Raw genomic sequence first — 16851 nt, forward strand, 5'->3', positions numbered from 1 at the left:
TTCAGGACAATTGCGGGCAGACGACCACTTTGCCGCCCCGGCCGCGTCGGGTGAGTGCGGCAAAGGCGGCGGCGGCCTCGCCAAGGCTGAAGCAGAGCGTTTCCGGGGGCCGCAGGCTCCCGCGTGCCGCCTGATCGAAGACCAGCGCGAGCCGCTGCCGGAACCCCTCCGGATCAGACTCGGCAAAAAAGCGCACATCGACGCCGACGAGCGATGCGCTCTTGAGGAGGGGAAGATTGACCGGCAATGCCGGGATACCGCCCGCAGCGAAGCCCACCACGAGATGCCGCCCCAGCTTTCCGAGCGAACGGAAGGCGGGTTCGGTGAATGCGCCACCCAAGGGATCGAAAACCAGATCGAGCGGGTGTCCACGCAGTTGGTCGCGCCAGTCCGGAGCCGAGCAGTCGACGACTGCACTAGCGCCATCGGCGAGCACTTTATCGCCCTGCGACAGGTTCGAGACGCCAGCGATGACTTCTGCGCCTGCCGCTCTCGCGATGCGGACTGCCGCGCCGCCCACGCCGCCCGTTGCCCCTAGCACGAAGACGGTGTCGCCCTTGCGCAATTGGCCCCTGCCGATGAGGGCATAGTCCGCCGTGGCATAGTCGAGCACCATCCCGGCTGCATCTGCCGACGCAAGCGGGGCCGGAACGGGGACGAGATATCCGGCCGGGAGCGTGCAATATTCGCAAAGCCCACCGCCCATGCGCCATGCCGCCACGCGGGTACCAGTGGTCAGGCCCTGTACGCCTTCCCCAACTGCCTCAACCGTACCGACGATTTCGCCCCCCGGCACGAACGGCAATTGCGGCTTCCATTGGTAGCGGCCTGAAACAATGAGATCATCGACAAAGCCGAGACCAACCGCCTCGACCCGCACTCGGACCTCGCCCGATGCGGGCTGCGGCAGGGCGGTATCCACGATACGGCCGCTGGCCGCCCCCACCAGTTCGGCAAGCGCGAACTGCTTCATGCCTGCGCGGGCCACCTGGCTTCAAGGCCGGTCAGGCCACGGAACAGGAAATTCTCGCGCCAGCAAGCACCGCCCGTGTCGACCTGCATCTGAGGCAGTTCGCGTGCGAGGTGCTCGAAGGCAACGCGCGCCTCGATGCGGGCAAGTTCGGCTCCGACGCAGAAGTGGATGCCGCCGCCGAAGGTAAGGTGGTCGGCATCGTTGCGCGCAATGTCGAAACGATCCGGATCGGCAAATTTGCGCGGGTCGCGGTTGGCCGCGCCGATGAGCGTCAGAACGCGCTGCCCCGCGCTGACCGGGTGCCCGCAGACCGAGGTATCGGCAAGGGCGGTGCGGTAGGTGGCAATGAGCGAGCTTTGATGGCGCAGCGCTTCCTCGCAGGCGCCCGAGGCCATTCCGGACGGATCGGCCACAAGCCTTGCCCACTGCTCGGGATTGGCATGAAGCGCATGAAGACCATTGCCGATGATGTTGGCGGTCGTCTCGAACCCGGCGCCGAACAGGCCAATGGTCACCGTGATCGCTTCATGGACCGAAAGGCCGCCGGGCTCCTGTCCGGTGCGGGCAAGCGAGGTTAGAAGATCGCCGCGCGGATGGGCCAGACGGTTTTCGAACTGCGCCTGGAAGAAGGCTTCGAGTTCAAGAATGCGGCGATTGGCCAGCGCCAGTTCCTCCGGTGAGAGGATGCGCGCTTCGAACACCGTGAACGCTTCGGGGATGGCCGCGATGAGGTCGGCCATTTCGGATGCTTCGTAGTCGATGCCCATCAGATCGCAGATGACCATGACCGGGAACTTGTATGCGAACTCGGTTATCAGGTCCGCAGACCCGCGCGCCTTGAAGCCGTCGGTCAGCGCTTGTGCGATCTCGCGAATGCGCGGCTCCATCGCGCGGACGCGCTTGGCCGTGAGCGAGCCGACCACGAGGTTCCGGATGCGCGTATGCTGCGGCGGGTCCTGCATGATGAAGACTTCGGACAGCCAGCGATAGGCGGGGTTCGCCAGGACATCGAAGTCCGGCCCATAGAACAGACGAAGGTTCGCGGCGAAGTCCCCTGTGCCGAAGTCCTTGCGGTTCATCAGTACGTCGCGAACGTGTTCGTGGCGCGAGACCACCCAGTAGCCGTACTTCGACCAATGGAACGGATCGCGCTCGCGCAACGTCGTGAAGGTCGGCCAGGGATCGGGGATAAGCGCCGGGTCGGAGGTATCGAGCGGTGGAATTGCAGCTTCGGCTTCCATTGGTTTTCTCTCCCCTTCCCGGCGCCGCTTCTGATCAGGCGGCCTGCTCGGTCTTGTCCGTGGGCGCTCCGCTGAAGCTGAGATCCTCGGGCCTCGCCTCGCGAGTCATCCGCCAGAAGGCATCGTTGCGCCACGGCGTGATCGCGACGACCCGCCCACGCGAATTGCGATACCAGTTGGTCGCGCCCGGATGGGTCCAGACCAGCTTCTCGTGCGCGGCGTCGATCCGGGCCTTGTAATCGCCATAGACATCCTCGCGCACTTCCACCGCATCGGCACCCGACTTCACCAGCGCCTCGATCACGCGGGTGGCATAGTGCGCCTGGTTCTCGATATTGCGGATCATGCTGCCGCCGTGGCCGGAGCCGACGTTGGGGCCGAGCAGGATGAAGAAGTTGGGGAAGCCCGGAACCAGCGTGCCGAGATAGGCCGCCGCATTGTCACCCTCCCAGAACTCATGCAGGTCGCGGCCATCGCGCCCGATCACGTCGTAGGACCCAAGTACGTTTGCCGCCTGGAACCCGGTAGCGAGGATCAGCACGTCGGCCTCGATCTCCTGCCCGTCCTGCGCCACCAGCGTATGCCCGCGCACCTCGGCCAGGCGCTGCGGCACAAGCTTCACGTGGGGCTTGCGCAAGGTGCGATACCAGCCGTTGTCGAGCAGCATGCGCTTGGCAAAGGGCGGATAGTCAGGGAGGACCAGCGGCAGCAGGTCCTGTCGTTCGCCCAGTTCCTCGCGAACATAGCGGGTGAAGAATTCGCGATGCCCGTCGTTGATCGCGTTTACCGCGCGGGCCGGTTCCTTCCAGTCCGGATCGCGGAACAGGGTACCGTGCACGCGATCGTTGAAGGTCCAGGACAGGCGCTGCTCGACCCACGCCCGATAGAGCGGAACCACCTGCATCAGGTAGCGCACGCCGTTTGGCACCGGCTTGCGGAACTGCGGGAACGGCGCCGCCCATTGCTTGGACCGGGCGAAAATGGTCAGCTCCGCGACTTGGTCGGCAATCGCGGGGACGACCTGCATGGCCGAAGCACCATTGCCGACGACGGCCACGCGCTTGCCCTTGAGATCGATGTCCTGCGGCCAGTCACTGGTATGGACGACGCGGCCGGCGAAGCCCGAAAGGCCCTTGATGTCGGGCACGACGGGCATGTTGAGGATGCCCACGGCGCTCATCACGATATCCGCGTGGTGGACCTCCTCGGAACCGTCTTCGGCGCGAACTGTGACCTGCCACTGGTTACGATCAGCCAGCCATTCGGCACGCTCGACCTTGGTGCCGAAGCGGACGCGATCATAGAGGCCGCTCTCGCGGGCGGTTTCCAGCAGGTAGTTCTCGATCTCGTCGCGCAAGGGAAAGAAGGCTGACCAGTCGTTCGGGCGGAATGAGAAGGTGTAGGTGAGGTTCGGGGTATCGACGCCGCAACCAGGATAGCGATTTTCCCACCAGGTGCCGCCGAACTCGTTGTTCTTCTCGAAAATCGTATGCTCGATCCCCATCTCGCGGAGGCGAACCGATGCAACCATGCCCGAAATGCCGGCGCCGATTATGATGGCCTTGAGCGGCTTCGACGGCGCGGCCGGCTGTGGCGCGGGATCGAGATGCATGGTCGCGGCGACGATGTCGCCATACTCGGGCGGCACCGCCTCGGTCATGGCGACGGCAAGCATGGCCGCAAGTTCAGGATTGGACGGACGCGCAAGCGCGGGTTCGCGGCCGTCGAGCCAACCGGTGATGGCACCCCAGGCGGCTTCCCGGACTTCGTGCTGGATCTCGTCAGGCAGGCCGCCACTGTCATTGTCATCCAGGCCCTTGCCCCGTCGCGGAGCATAGGGCGGCTCGAGATAACGGCGGTCACCGGTGAGCTGGACGAGCACCATGAGCAGCGCGGGGATGTTTGCCTCGTCCACGCCTTGCCTCAACAGGGCGCGGTCGACGGCATCGGCAGCGACGGGACGGTCGGTGATCTTCGGAGCGTTCATGTCAATCCTTGTCGGGCTTCGTTCCGGTGCACTGCCGCACGGATCATACCTTCAATAAGAAATATCTACTCATCAGTATCCAGAGTCAATCGCGGACCGGGATCAGCCCGCGAAACTCTCCCGGCGCACTCGCATCCCGGCCTTCTCGCGATCCCAGGTATCTGCCGTGACACCTTCAGAGCGCAGGTCCGCCTTGAGCACCTTGGCCGAGGGGGTCTTGGGCAATTCGTCCATCACCCGGATATAGCGCGGCACCATGAAGTAAGGCATGCGGTCGATCAGGAAGCGGGCAAGTTCAGGCACATCGATGGCCTGCCCCGGCACTGGCGCAACGACGACCATGACCTCATCCTCGGAAAACTCGCTTGGCACTGCAATTGCCGCGGCCTCGCGCACGGCGGGATGGGCACAGACCTCGACTTCCACCTCGAACGAGGAGATGTTCTCGCCGCGACGGCGGATGGCGTCCTTGACCCGGTCGACGAAGTAGAAATAGCCGTCCTCGTCCTGGCGGAAGGCATCGCCGGTATGGAACCAGCCGTTGCCCCATGCCTTCGCCGTCGCTTCCGGGTTGCGGTTGTAACCGCTGTTCATGCCCCACGGACGGTCGGTGCGTACCAGCATCTCGCCGATTTCGCCCACCGGCACCTCGCAATCGTTGGCATCGACCAGTCGCACCTCGACGCCGGGCCGCGCCTTTCCGCAAGTGCCGCGCTTGACCGGATTGGCTTCCGACACGATCGGCGAGGAAATCTCGGTCATGTTGAAGATGGTGTAGATGTCGATGCCGAAGCGTTCGGTGAAGGCGGGCGCATCGTCGGTGAGAGGCACCATGAAGGCCTTGCGCACAGTATGGTTGCGGTCTTCCGGCGAAGGCGGGCGTTTCATCAGGAAGGTCGCCATCACACCGAGGAGGAAGACCACCGTAGCCTTGGTCCGTGCGGCAATTTCCCAGAAGCGGTCCGTGGAGAAGCTCTCGACCATGGCGACCGAGGCCCCGCGCGCCAGCATGACGAAGGGCGGCCCCATGCCGCCGATGTGGAAGATCGGCGCGACGCACATGTAGCGATCGTCCTCTCCCACCATCGGCCAGGATTCCGGGCCGGCGTTGGAGAACATATGAAGGTAGGAGGAAAGCACGCCCTTGGAAGGCCCCGTCGTGCCCGAAGTATAGATAATCGACTGGATGTCCCACGGCTGGATCGGACGGTCGAGCGGGGAGACGGCATCGCCCGCGAGATCATCGAACCGCGTGACTTCCAGCCCGACATCCGGTGCATCGCCCTGCGTCGTGAGGACGAGCTGGGCCAGCCCGGCGCGGTCGATCTCTCCCATCCGTCCGACAAGGTCAGGGTGCGCGATGATCAGCTTCGCGCCCGAATTGGCCACGACGTGCGCAAGCAGATTGCCGCGATAGGCGGTATTGAAAGGCACGAACACCGCACCAAGGTAGTTGATTGCGTAGAACGCCAGCAGCGCATCGCGTCCGTTGGGCAGCCAGACGGCGACGAAATCGCCCTGACGGACGCCCAGCTTTTCAAGGCCGGCCGCCTTCTCGGTGATGCGGCGGCGCACATCGGCGAATGTCCACTCCTCGCCATCCTCCCAGACGACATGGACCTTGTCAGGCCGCTCGACTGCCCAGCGGTCGACGAGATAGCGCAGGACGCATTCGTCGCGGTTGGGTATGCGCGGATCGGTAAAATCGCGCGCCCTTGCGGGATTGGTATTTGGCATCTTGTCCTCTCCAGCCCCTTTCCGGGGCACCTGAGGACAGCGGTCAGTCGAGGCCGATCAGTCGCAGACAGGCCTTCATCGCCTGATCCGCAACCGCTTCGCCAGACCGACTGCTGCCCGGGCGGTAGCAATAGGTTATCCAGCTGAGCAGCCCGCCGATCCAGATCGACATTGCCGGCGCATCGGGCACGGTGATGTACCCGTCACGCACGCAATCCTCGATCATCTTGCCGATGCGCAGGTCGAATTCATGACGCAGGCGCAGGATGCGCTGAGCGTCGCCCCGATCAAGGTTCATCATCTCGCGCTGATAGACAACGAGGTATTCGTTGCGCGCGATGATGATCTCCGCGACTTCGCGGAGCGAAGCCTTGAGCAGGTCTATCGACGTCCTTTCCGTTTCCGCGATCCTGTCCAGCGCCGCGAGCGATTCGGTCACGCCGAGTTCGCATATGGCGCACAGGATCGCTGCCTTGCCCCTGAAGTAGGTATAGAGAAACGGCTTGGTCGCGCTCAGCCGGTCGGCGAGCATTTCCAGCGTCGCCGCCTCGTACCCCTTCTCGAAGAACAGCGCAGCGGCCTCTTCGAGAATGCGGGCCCGCTTGAACGCGACGACACCGGGCTTGATCTCGCGCCCGGTAGGCGCGCCGGCGGCACGTTGACGCGGCTTGGCGGCGGTGCTGGACTTGGTCATGCGGCCTTTCTCAGTATCTCCAGGATATCAGCGGGCGAACGGACCGGCCGCGGATTGGTCCTCCCCCATATATCAAGCATGGTATATTCTGCTACCTGCTGGAAGCGGTCCTCGCCGACGCCCACTTCGGAAAGGGTGCGAGGCATGCCCAGGCTGCGGATGAAGGCGTCAAGCGCTTCGGACGCCGAAGCGTGGGTATTGCCGAGGCACTGCAGAATGCGCCCCTGCCGGCTCGCGTCATGCTCGGCATTCCAGGCCAGCACATAGGGGGACATGACGCACGACGTATAGCCGTGCGGCACGTCGCAAGTGCCGCCGAGGATGTGGCCGATGGCATGGCTGGCGCCCATCGGCACGCCGCCGATGATCGAGATCATCGATTGCCATGCACCGATCTGGCACTTCAGGCGCGCCTCCATGTCTGTCGGGTCCGCCTTGGCACGACTGAGCCCTTCGACCAGAAGGCGCAGGGCGCTGTCCGCAAGGCCATCCGCAAAATCATTGGAAAGGTGGGAGGCGAGCGTCTCCACCGCATGGTCGACAGATCGGACCCCGGTCGAAAGCCAGAGCCATTCGGGGGTGTAGACCGTCAGCGCCGGGTCCAGCACAACCATGACCGGCGCCATGTCGCGATGCTCGTAGCCCTGCTTGTGCTGCACCGCTTCGTCGGTAGCGCCTGAAAGCGCGTTGAACTCGCCGCCGGAAAGCGTGGTCGGCACACATATGACACGCACATCCGGGCCGACGGCGAGCGGGTTGATCACATTGCCATCGCCGTCGACATAGACGTGCAGCGGCTCGAACGCCTCGACGCTGCGCACATCGTGCTTGAGCAGCAGCGCCACGATCTTCGCGCTGTCGGTGACGGAGCCACCACCCACCGAGACGATCAGATCCGCGCCAGCCGCGCGTGCGGCATCGGCGGCGCGCAGGACGTCCGATCGGGGTGCATGGGGCGCAATGCCGCTGAAGGTCGCAGCGTGCCGTTCACCAAGTTCGCGCTCGATCGCTGCGATCTCGTCGGTTTTGGTCCGCAAGGTGTCCGAAGCGAGGATGAACACGCGGCGCGCCCCCATCTTCTCCGCCTGGTCACGGATCGCCTCGCGGGCAGGACGCCCCATGGTGACCCGCTCGGTTTCGGTAAACGTCATCTCGCTGGCTCTGACGCTGCCCACGACTTTCTCCTTTCCACGCGCCTTTCGCTTGCTGGGAGGCGCTTGCACAGAGAGTGCCACGACAACGCATTACCCGCTAGTATATTTTTTGACCTGTGATAAGAATTACGGAAAGATCGTGCCGGAATGCACGGCAAATTGCGGCTGAAAACGGCCAAACGGGGAAATCGAATTGATGGAAAGCGCCGGGAACCGCCCGCTGAGCAGCCACACCGGCGATCTCGATGGAGTCGGCCATGCCGGCACCCCGGAGACAAGGGGGCCTCTTGCGGGGATTCGGGTGGTCGAATTCGCCGGGCTCGGACCCACGCCGTTCAGTTGCATGATCCTGGCCGATTTCGGCGCGGAAGTCCTGCGCGTCGAGCGTATCGGGCAGGTCTCGGCGGCGGGCGGAGACGAACGCTACAACTACCTGAACCGCAGCCGAAGCACGATCGCGCTGGACCTGAAGAGCGATGAGGGCCTTGCCCTGGCCCGCGAACTGGCATCGCGGGCGGATGTGCTGGTCGAAGGATTCCGGCCGGGCGCGATGGAGCGCCTGGGCCTTGGGCCAGATGAACTGTGCGCCCTCAATCCGCGCCTTGTCTATTCCCGGATGACCGGCTGGGGCCAGACCGGCCCGCTGGCCCAGACCGCCGGACACGACATCAACTATCTCGCACTGACAGGAGGACTTGATCTCATCGGCCCGCCCGACCAGCCACCGCCGCCGCCGCTCAACTTTGCCGCGAACTTCGGGGGCGGCGGCATGCTGCTGGTGGCCGGCATCCTTGCCGCGCTGGTGGAACGCGCGACAAGCGGGCGAGGCCAGGTGATCGACGCCGCGATGATCGACGGAGCATCACTGTTGATGACGCAGGTCTTCGCGTGGACCCGCATGGGTATCTGGCGGCCCGGCCGAGGCGGCAACCTGCTCGACGGAAGCGCCTATTTCTATCGCTGCTACGAGACGAGCGACGGACGCTACATGGCCGTGGGCGCGCTCGAGCCGCAGTTCCACGCGCTGTTCGTTGCCGCGTTGGGCCTCGACCCGGTCGAATTTGCGAACCACCTTGATCCGAGGAACTGGGCAGAACGGGCAACGCGCATCGCACTGCTCTTCCGCGAGCGGACCCAGGCGGAATGGACGGCGGTGTTCGAAGGGATCGATGCCTGCGTCACCCCGGTGCTGTCGCCCGAGGAAGCAGTACATCATCCGGCAAACATGGCGCGAGGTGTGCACGTGGGCCCGGAAGATGCACGACAGCCCGCCCCTGCTCCGCGCCTGTCGCGGACGCCCGGAATGGTGCGCAGCATGCCGTCGCTGGCAGGCGAGAATGGTGCACAGGCACTCGAGAATTGGGGTTTCGACAGCAGGACGATTGCCACCCTGAACGCGGCCGGGGTGCTGGCGGCGCGCTAGCCGCTCCCCATCGGATCAAGAACCGGACGGAAGCCGCTTCCATCGCGCAGCACGCGCGCCATATGGCTGCCGCCGAAATGTGCCGGGATCAACAAGGCCTCGCGCGAGGCTGCAAGGTCGAGCACGCGACGGCGGGTTTCGCGCGCGTCCTCTGGCGCTTCGCAGAAAATGCTGTTCCATTCGGGCCGATAGATCTGTGCGGGATGGTGCACGACATCGCCCACGAACATCGCGGTGTCCTCGCCGCCCGAAACCTCGAGCATCATGCTGCCGGGCGTATGGCCGGGGCACGAACGCAGGACCAAGCCTTCGGCCACTTCGAAGCCATCCTCAGCCCATTCCGCGCGGCCGGCCTCGATGATCGGCCGAACACTGTCGTCGAACATTCCGGCGTTCACCGCAGCGCCTATGCCCGCAGGCCCAGCCGAAGCGTCCTGCGGGTCCCAATAGGCGCGGTCGGCAAGCGGCAGGACATAGCGGGCGTTACGGAAAGTAGGCTCCCATCGACCGTCGACCAACCGCGTGTTCCATCCCACGTGATCGACATGGATGTGCGAGCATACGACGACGTCGATGTCCTCGGGCTGGAAGCCGGCGGCAGCCAAATTATCGAGGAACCCGGTCTGGAGATTGCCGAAAATCGGCAGATTTGGACGGTCCTTGTCGTTCCCGGCTCCCGTATCGAACAGGATGCGCTGCGTGCCCGTGTCAAGCACCCAGCTCTGGAGGAAGGCGAAGAGCTTTCCGGAGACGGGATCGTAGTATTCGGGCGCGAACTCCTCGGCATGAGGCTCCCACCCGTCTGGTGAGAAGCCGTCGAAAAGTTCGGCTGGAGGCGAGAATGTCCCGCGCCATTCCTCGATACGATGAACCTTGACGATTCCGAGGTCAAAGCGGTCCATCTCGCCTCCTTCCAGGGGTCAGAAATTCACGCTGGCAGTCACCCCGTAGGTGCGCGGCGGCATGACCGAGCCGACGCGGACATAGGCGAACGTGGCGGCAGTGATGATGTTGTTCGCAATCACGAACTCGTTGGTGATGTTTTTCACCCACCCGCCGATCGAGAAGCGGTCGCCCGGTGCGTGCCAGGTCAGACCGGCATTCGCCATGGCATAGGAACCTTGTTCCGCATCGCGATTGTTGAACTCGGTGAAGTAGACCTTCGACTGCCACTTGATCTCGCCGTTGACGGCAAGGCGGCTGTCGTTGCCCAGCGGGATGTCCCAGTTGAAGCCACCGCCAACGGTGAAGCGCGGCGCGTTCGGAAGGCGCTTTCCGCTGAGGTCGACGAGGCCGGAATCGGTGGGGCAAACCGGATAGGAAATGCCGGACCGCGCCGGGAAGGCCGCGCCGTAGTAGGCGTTGCAGAACTTCGTGAACTGAGCATTGAGGTAGGACGCGTTGAGGTTCACGGAGAACTGCGGCGTGATCTTGCCTTCAAGCTCCAGCTCGCCGCCGTAGTTGCGCGCGTTTGCCGCATTGATCGTCTGCACGATCGAGTTGGCGTTGACGAAGCTGACCTGCAGGTTCTTGTAATCGTAGTAGAACACCGCACCGCTGAGCAGGACGCGATTGTCCGCCAGCTTCTGTTTGAAGCCCGCTTCGTAGCTCCAGACCGTTTCTGGATCGATCGCCGCATCGACGCTGCCGATGTTGATGACGCCCGACTTGAAGCCCTTTGTGACGCTTGCGTAGAGGAGCGTGCGGTCAGTCGGCTTGAACTCCAGCAACACCTTCGGCGTAACCGAGGACCAACCCTTGGACTTGTCGGTCGGAATGTTCACGCCGAGCGCATCGAAGCGGAAGTAGCCATCACCCTTGCGATGCTCATAGTTGTAGCGCGCGCCGGCGGTGAGCTTGATCGTGGGGCTGAGATCGACCGCACCCTGGAGATAGACGCCGACGGCATCGATCTTGACCAGTCCGTTCTGCTCGTAGGCGCCATCGTCGAACGTATCGGCCGGCAGGCCGAACAGGACGCCGAGGTTCACGGTCGGCACGAGCACCTGCCCAGTCAACTTCTCGTGCAGGTACATCGCACCGCCGAGCAGTGTGAAACCATCGCCTTCGTAGTTGACTGTGACTTCCTGGCTGAAGGCGCGGCTCTTTTCGACGTAGTTGTTCTGGCCGGCAAGATTGACGTCGGACACGTCGAGGTCGTCGCGCTGGAAACGGTCGAATGTGCGGTAGGCGGTGATCGACTTGACCGATGCAGCGCCCAGGTCCCAGTCGAGCGTGCCGGTCACGCCATAGCCCTTGCGGTTGTTGATCGCCTCTTCATCGGAATAGATATTGCGCAGGTTGGGCTTTTCGTTGCGCGCGGCGTAATAGTCGAAGATCGACTTGCCACCGATGAACTTGTGGAACAGCCCTGCTTCGGGAATTACCGACGGACCGAAATAGTGGAAGGCATAATTGTTGTCGTCTTCCTTGAAATGATCGCCAACGATCGTCGCCTTGAACGTATCGCTGAGCTTGGCGACCACGGTAGCGCGCAAGGAATAGGCATCGCGGTCATCGACCGGATTACCGGTGAAAAGGTTGACGCCGTAACCGTCGCGCTTTTCATACTTGCCGGCGAGGCGCACCATCAAGCGGTCGCCCGCGAGCGGACCGCCGATCGCGCCTTCAAGCACCCGGTTGTCATAGTTGCCATAGGTGGCTCGCAGATACCCGTCCATCTCGTCGGTCGGAGCTGCGGTAACGAGATTGATCGCGCCAGCAGTGGCGCCGCGACCGTAAAGGATCGACTGCGGTCCGCGCAGGACTTCGATCTGGGAAAGGTCGAAGAAGCCACTGAGCTGCTGGGCCGGACGCGCCAGGATTGCGCCGTTCTGGAGGAACGCGACCGCGCCTTCCCCGCCGACATCGAAGTTGTTCAGGCCGACGCCGCGAATGAAGGTACGGTTGACGCCGAACTGATCGCCGATCGAAACGTTCGGCACGACAACCTGCAGGTCTCCCACGTTCTGGACGCCGCCGGGACCGATATCCGCCGCAGTCACGGCAGTAACGGCAGCAGCAACGCGGCTGAGCGCGGTATTCTGCTTCGTTGCGGTGACAATGATTTCGGCTGTGGAAGGAGCCGAGGAGTCGGCTGCATCACCGGCCTGCGCCGACTGTGCGTGGGCGGCTGCCGGGAGGACCAGTGCGGCCCCCAGAGGCGCAAGGCAAATTGCCCGAAGACGTCGCTTCATCTGAACTCCCCCTTGTATAGGCGCCTGTCTCACGGCGCCGTTTTCATACTCACGGGTATATCTTGCATTCCCTTGGTAATCAATAGGGTGGCCCAGGCGAGACACCAATTCAACTTTCCATTTCTTTTCATGTGCTTGAAGGAAAACCTGACGTTCCAAGCCCTGCCAAATGCAGTTCGCTCCTCCAGACTTCGTGCGCGGAAGCCCGGAAGCGAGGAATCATGCGGCAGGTTCCGCGCCGGGATGCGGGCTTCACGAACCCGAAGAAGCGGTGACTTTCAGCAGGCGCAATGCCGCAAGCGCAAGCAAGCCGACGCCAACAAGGAGGATGGCCCACAAGGCAAGCTTCATCGGCGAAAGACCGAAGGGGAGTGCCTTGGACGGTCCGACATCCATCGGAGCCGGCGTGGGTCCATTGTCGAGCCGGGCAACAGGGATTGCGGCACCTTGAACAAGCAAGTCCCCCGCCTGAAGGAAGGAAGGCACCGCCGCCTTGTTCCCCACGGCAAGCCGATACGGGCCATTTGCGTTGAAGGCGGCAATCAATCCAATGCCGGCGAATTGCAGATCGATACGCGGCGGTCGGGAAAAGCCCGCGCTGCGGGCATCGGCCCTCAACATGAACTGCCGGATTCCTGGCTCCCCCACCTCGAGCGTCGTTGCCGAGCCGCCCTGCCGCAAGGTCCCGAACGCCAATGGCGTCCACGGAGCTTCGGGCATCTTCCGCCCCAGCAACTGGACCGGGACAGTGCCGTCGCGCCCGGTCAGAGAAACCGTTACCGCCACCGGGGATGCCGCTGTCGGAACCGTGAAAGGGGCAGTCCTCGAATCCTGGAGGGCCAGACCACGCGTGGTCACCGCGATGCGCGGGGCAGGTGGAATAGCGGTAGTATATAGCGTCACGCCGGACACCCGCGCCCCCGTCGACCGAAGCCACGCGATACGCAGGTAACGGCCCTTCAGAAGCGCACCAGACAGGGCGATCCGCCCGCCGCCCAGAACACTGCCGCCCTCGTCCGGAGAAAAGAGCACCCGTTCCGCGAGTGGCTGCCACGTCCCGAGATCGTCACTCACGGAAACGCTCACTTCCACCGGCTTGCGCGCAGGCAGCACAGCATCCAGGACAAGCGCCACGGCTGGCTGTGCAACCTTGCGGGTATCGACAAGAACCGCTTCGTCACCTCCCGGCGCGGTGGGGGTTCCTGTATCCACGGTCACGGTGCCGCCGGATTGTCGCACCTGGACCGAAACGGTGCCCCCGGCACCAGACGCTGCCGCACCGGTGCTTCCGAAGGGCACCGCTGCAAAACGCTGCGCTTGCTCTTCCAATCGCGCGCCCTGAAGGGCGATGGAGAGGGGGCGGCTCGCACGGTCGAACACCCTGATATCGCCCATGTCCTCGCGCTTCAGTGCAAGGATGGCCGAAAGCGGCAGGTCGATACGCTGGATCGAAGGGCCGGGTGCAGGTTGGACCGGAATACCCAGTGCGAAGTCGTCCACCGCGTCAACGGGCGTGTTCCTTCCCTCACAGCCAGATAGGGCAAGCGCGATTGCGAGGAGCGGCGGGTACTTCATGCTGCCACTTCCTTGCCCGCTTCACGACGGGGCGGAAGAGGCACGAAATAGCCGATCAGCAACATCAGCACGCCAACGCCGATGAAGGCGACGATCCGTGCCAGGCCTTCCACGGCGGACATATCGACGAACACCAGCTTGAGCACCACCGCACCGAGAAGCGAAGCGCCCGCCAGCCACGGCAATCGCTGCTGGCGGCTCCGCGCGAGGAACATGAGCGCCATCGCGATGAGCGTCCACAACAGCGAGATCCCGGCCTCGACGACCTGGCTTTCAGCAAGCGCGGCATTGTCCCAGGCGACCCCGAGAAAATGATGGGCTGTACGCAGCCAAATGGTGTTGGCGATGACGAAGGCGAGTACGGCCAACGCAACCATGCCGGCCTTGTCGGCGGCCAATTCAACCAGCATCGGCGCGTCCTTCACGGCACCCAGCAACAGCCGTCCCCACAGCAGCAGCACGACGAGCGCGAGCAGCGCAGACAGGTCGACCGGGTTGAGCACGGGCACATATGGCAGCGGATCGGCAATACCTTCGGCGATCACGGTCGTTGCCAGCGCGCCGAAGTACACGAGGTGCACAAGGACGATCCCCGCGTGAAGCCAATAGGCACGAGCATAGTCCCCAAGCGGCCAGCTGTCGGCAAGGTCGGTCCCGGACGACGCCACTGGCCCGGCCCAGCGCATCAGCACCGCCAGCATGGCCGTCGCGCTTGCCAGGAATGTGACGCCGGCCCACGACGTGCCCCACAGGTCAGCTCGATCGACGGCAAGCCAGATGCTGTCGGCCACGATCGCGGTCAACAGCAGAACACCGCCGACGTGCATGGCGTAGGTCCACGCGTTGACCGATTGACGCCGCAACAGCCAGACATGCCCTACCGCCGCCGCCGGCCAGAAAACGGCGCCCGGCCACGCGAGAACGTGGTTGCCCTGTCCGGCCGACAGCAGGAAGCAGATCCAGAGGACCGGCAAGGCCGCCCTTCCCGGCCAGCGAGCGACCGCCCAGTGCTTCCGATCGCCAAAGACGTCCGCCAGAACCATCGCGCCGAGCAGCGCGACCATGGCCGCCACAACCTGAATTCCGGAGCTGAGCGCGCCTACCGGCATTTCGTTCGCAACAACGGGCGGCAATGCGCGCGACACTTCGCGCAGAAGCGCGACGCAAACGAAGAAGAAGCCCAGGAGAAACCAGACCGCTCCGATTTCATGCTCGACCCGCGCATAGCCGGTAGCCCAGCGCGAACCGCTATGCTCCAACCTGTGACGCAGAAGCCATGCAGAGAACAGCACGGGGATCGCGACGAGCATCGGCAGCATGAAGCCGTTGTTGGCAAACGGAATGGCCGAAACATTGGGCCCAAGCGAGCCGAGGGCGAGAGCCGCCGCGACAACCTGCAATATCAGGCCGAACGCACGCGGCATCCAGCGCGCCTGTCGCGCGCCGATCCAGAACGCGCCAGCACCTTCGAGCGCCCAGGAAGCAGAGGTCCATTTGACGTCCAGCGCAAGCGGCACCGCCAGCGTGGCAAACGCAATCCCGATCGCGAGCAGGCATTCGTTCAAAAGTCGCATCTCGGCACGCCGACGCCGCATTAGAAGCGCCGCCAAGGCAACGTAACCGATGCCGAACGCCAGTGCAGACCATGCCGATGCGAACGGGCGGGCATGGACAAGCGCGATCTGCAGACCGAAGCCTGCAAGCGCGGTTCCGAACAACAGCGTCGAATCCGCGTAGTTGCCAAGCCGTCCCGGCGTATTGTGCGCATAAAGCACGGCTGCCGCGAGGTAGATGGCGATGGAGATAATCAGGAATACCTGGCAAAGCAGGTAATGCCTGTCTGCATAGGACGCGAGGCCCCACACCGTCGCAAGCGCGAAGGTCGAAATGAAACCCAGTAGGTTCAGCGAACGCCAGCTCTTCTTCCAGGCGATGAACAGGATCGCGAGATTGAGGATAGTCATGTAGCCGAACAGGGCGAGCGGCGTTTCGGCATTTCCGCCCAGAAGCAGGGGAACGGCGAAACCTCCGAGGAACGAGGCAAGCGCCATTGCCAGCGCATCCTGCAAGACGGCAAGCGCGCAACCCAGCGCGGCAAAGAGAATCATGAAGGCGAACGCCGCGCCGACAGGAAGCACATCGTAGGCGCGGGCCCCGGCAAAGACGACCAGGTAGAGGACGCCAAGGCCAGCCCCCTGCATCGAGAGCGAGAAATCGCGCCTGACCGTCCGCTTGGCAAGGCCCACGCCTAGCAGCGCGATCCCGACCGCCGCGACAGTCGCGAGCCGCGCCTCTATCGGATAAAGCCCCGCCATCGCGGCAAACCTTGCGAGGAAGACGAGCCCGAGAAACAGCACGACAAGGCCGACACGGACGATGGTATTTCCTCCAAGCAACCAGTCGCGGGCGCTTGCAAACAATACCTCGGGAAGTGTCGGCGCACCTGCGGCAAGCGACGCAGTCGCCACTTCCCGGTCAACTGCAGGTTCACGCGACTGGGCGGGTACGGACGCCGGCACGGATTGGCGCGAGACCGGGGTTTGCGGTGATTGCGGCATCACCGGCGGCGAAGTAGGGGGAGATGGCGGCGGCGCGGGTTCCGTTGCATCCGGTGCAGGCGTCGAAGCCGGTTCGGCGCGCAGCCGCCTCGCCGCCTCTAGCCGGGCATCGAGAACATTGTTCACCGCTGCGGCAATTTCATCGCGCAAAGCGGATCGAAGCCATAGGCCCATGAGACCGCCGAACAACCCGCCAACGATGAATCCCGCGAACTCGAAGTCGGCGTAAACCCAGCAGAGCAGCGCACCGGCCACTGCTGCCCAGACGATCAGCCCCATTGACGCCCTCCCATGCTCCGGGTCGAGCTTGCC

The 16851-nt window shown here is 63.9% G+C and carries 11 protein-coding genes; 1 reads left to right on the top strand and 10 read right to left on the bottom strand.

The genetic code is table 11. The features are described from left to right. Position 1: 1 nt before the first annotated feature. The 6 genes from SARO_RS12330 to SARO_RS12355 all read right to left on the bottom strand — a co-directional run bounded on the left by SARO_RS12330 (position 2) and on the right by SARO_RS12355 (position 7807). On the bottom strand, positions 2-973 hold the full coding sequence (locus SARO_RS12330) for an NADPH:quinone oxidoreductase family protein (RefSeq protein WP_011446092.1): 972 nt from the start codon (positions 971-973) through the stop codon (positions 2-4). Beyond that, positions 970-2214, bottom strand: coding sequence for a cytochrome P450 (locus SARO_RS12335; RefSeq protein WP_011446093.1), 1245 nt, complete (start codon positions 2212-2214; stop codon positions 970-972). Before SARO_RS12335 ends, SARO_RS12330 begins: the two co-directional genes overlap by 4 nt. Positions 2215-2248: 34 nt before the next feature. Beyond that, positions 2249-4201 (bottom strand): flavin-containing monooxygenase, encoded by a 1953-nt coding sequence (locus tag SARO_RS12340; protein WP_011446094.1) that lies wholly within the window; start codon positions 4199-4201, stop codon positions 2249-2251. Between the two features lie 102 nt (positions 4202-4303). After that, on the bottom strand, positions 4304-5938 hold the full coding sequence (locus SARO_RS12345; RefSeq protein ID WP_011446095.1) for an AMP-binding protein: 1635 nt from the start codon (positions 5936-5938) through the stop codon (positions 4304-4306). A 43-nt stretch (positions 5939-5981) separates the two neighbouring features. Beyond that, entirely contained in the window at positions 5982-6632 is a 651-nt protein-coding gene (locus tag SARO_RS12350) for a TetR/AcrR family transcriptional regulator (protein WP_011446096.1), read from the bottom strand. Further along, positions 6629-7807, bottom strand: a complete 1179-nt coding sequence (locus SARO_RS12355; RefSeq protein WP_011446097.1) for an iron-containing alcohol dehydrogenase — start codon at positions 7805-7807, stop codon at positions 6629-6631. The genes SARO_RS12350 and SARO_RS12355 overlap by 4 nt, the downstream gene beginning before the upstream one ends. A gap of 175 nt (positions 7808-7982) precedes the next feature. On the opposite strand from SARO_RS12355, the gene SARO_RS12360 reads away from it, so the two are divergent. Further along, positions 7983-9209, top strand: coding sequence for a CaiB/BaiF CoA transferase family protein (locus tag SARO_RS12360; RefSeq protein ID WP_011446098.1), 1227 nt, complete (start codon positions 7983-7985; stop codon positions 9207-9209). On the opposite strand, the gene SARO_RS12365 is transcribed toward SARO_RS12360, so the two are convergent. The 4 genes from SARO_RS12365 to SARO_RS12380 form a co-directional block, all read right to left on the bottom strand. Continuing rightward, positions 9206-10111 carry an MBL fold metallo-hydrolase gene (locus SARO_RS12365; protein WP_011446099.1) on the bottom strand — a complete coding sequence of 302 codons (906 nt, stop codon included), beginning with the start codon at positions 10109-10111 and terminating at the stop codon, positions 9206-9208. The two genes, SARO_RS12360 and SARO_RS12365, sit on opposite strands and share 4 nt — an antisense overlap. Positions 10112-10129: 18 nt before the next feature. Then, on the bottom strand, positions 10130-12406 hold the full coding sequence (locus tag SARO_RS12370; RefSeq protein WP_011446100.1) for a TonB-dependent receptor: 2277 nt from the start codon (positions 12404-12406) through the stop codon (positions 10130-10132). Between the two features lie 252 nt (positions 12407-12658). Then, complete coding sequence (locus SARO_RS12375) at positions 12659-13981, bottom strand: DUF3999 domain-containing protein (protein WP_011446101.1); 1323 nt, start codon at positions 13979-13981, stop codon at positions 12659-12661. After that, positions 13978-16818 carry a DUF2339 domain-containing protein gene (locus tag SARO_RS12380; protein WP_011446102.1) on the bottom strand — a complete coding sequence of 947 codons (2841 nt, stop codon included), beginning with the start codon at positions 16816-16818 and terminating at the stop codon, positions 13978-13980. Before SARO_RS12380 ends, SARO_RS12375 begins: the two co-directional genes overlap by 4 nt. Positions 16819-16851: the final 33 nt, after the last annotated feature.

The sequence above is a fragment of the Novosphingobium aromaticivorans DSM 12444 genome, from assembly GCF_000013325.1.
Lineage (GTDB): Bacteria > Pseudomonadota > Alphaproteobacteria > Sphingomonadales > Sphingomonadaceae > Novosphingobium > Novosphingobium aromaticivorans.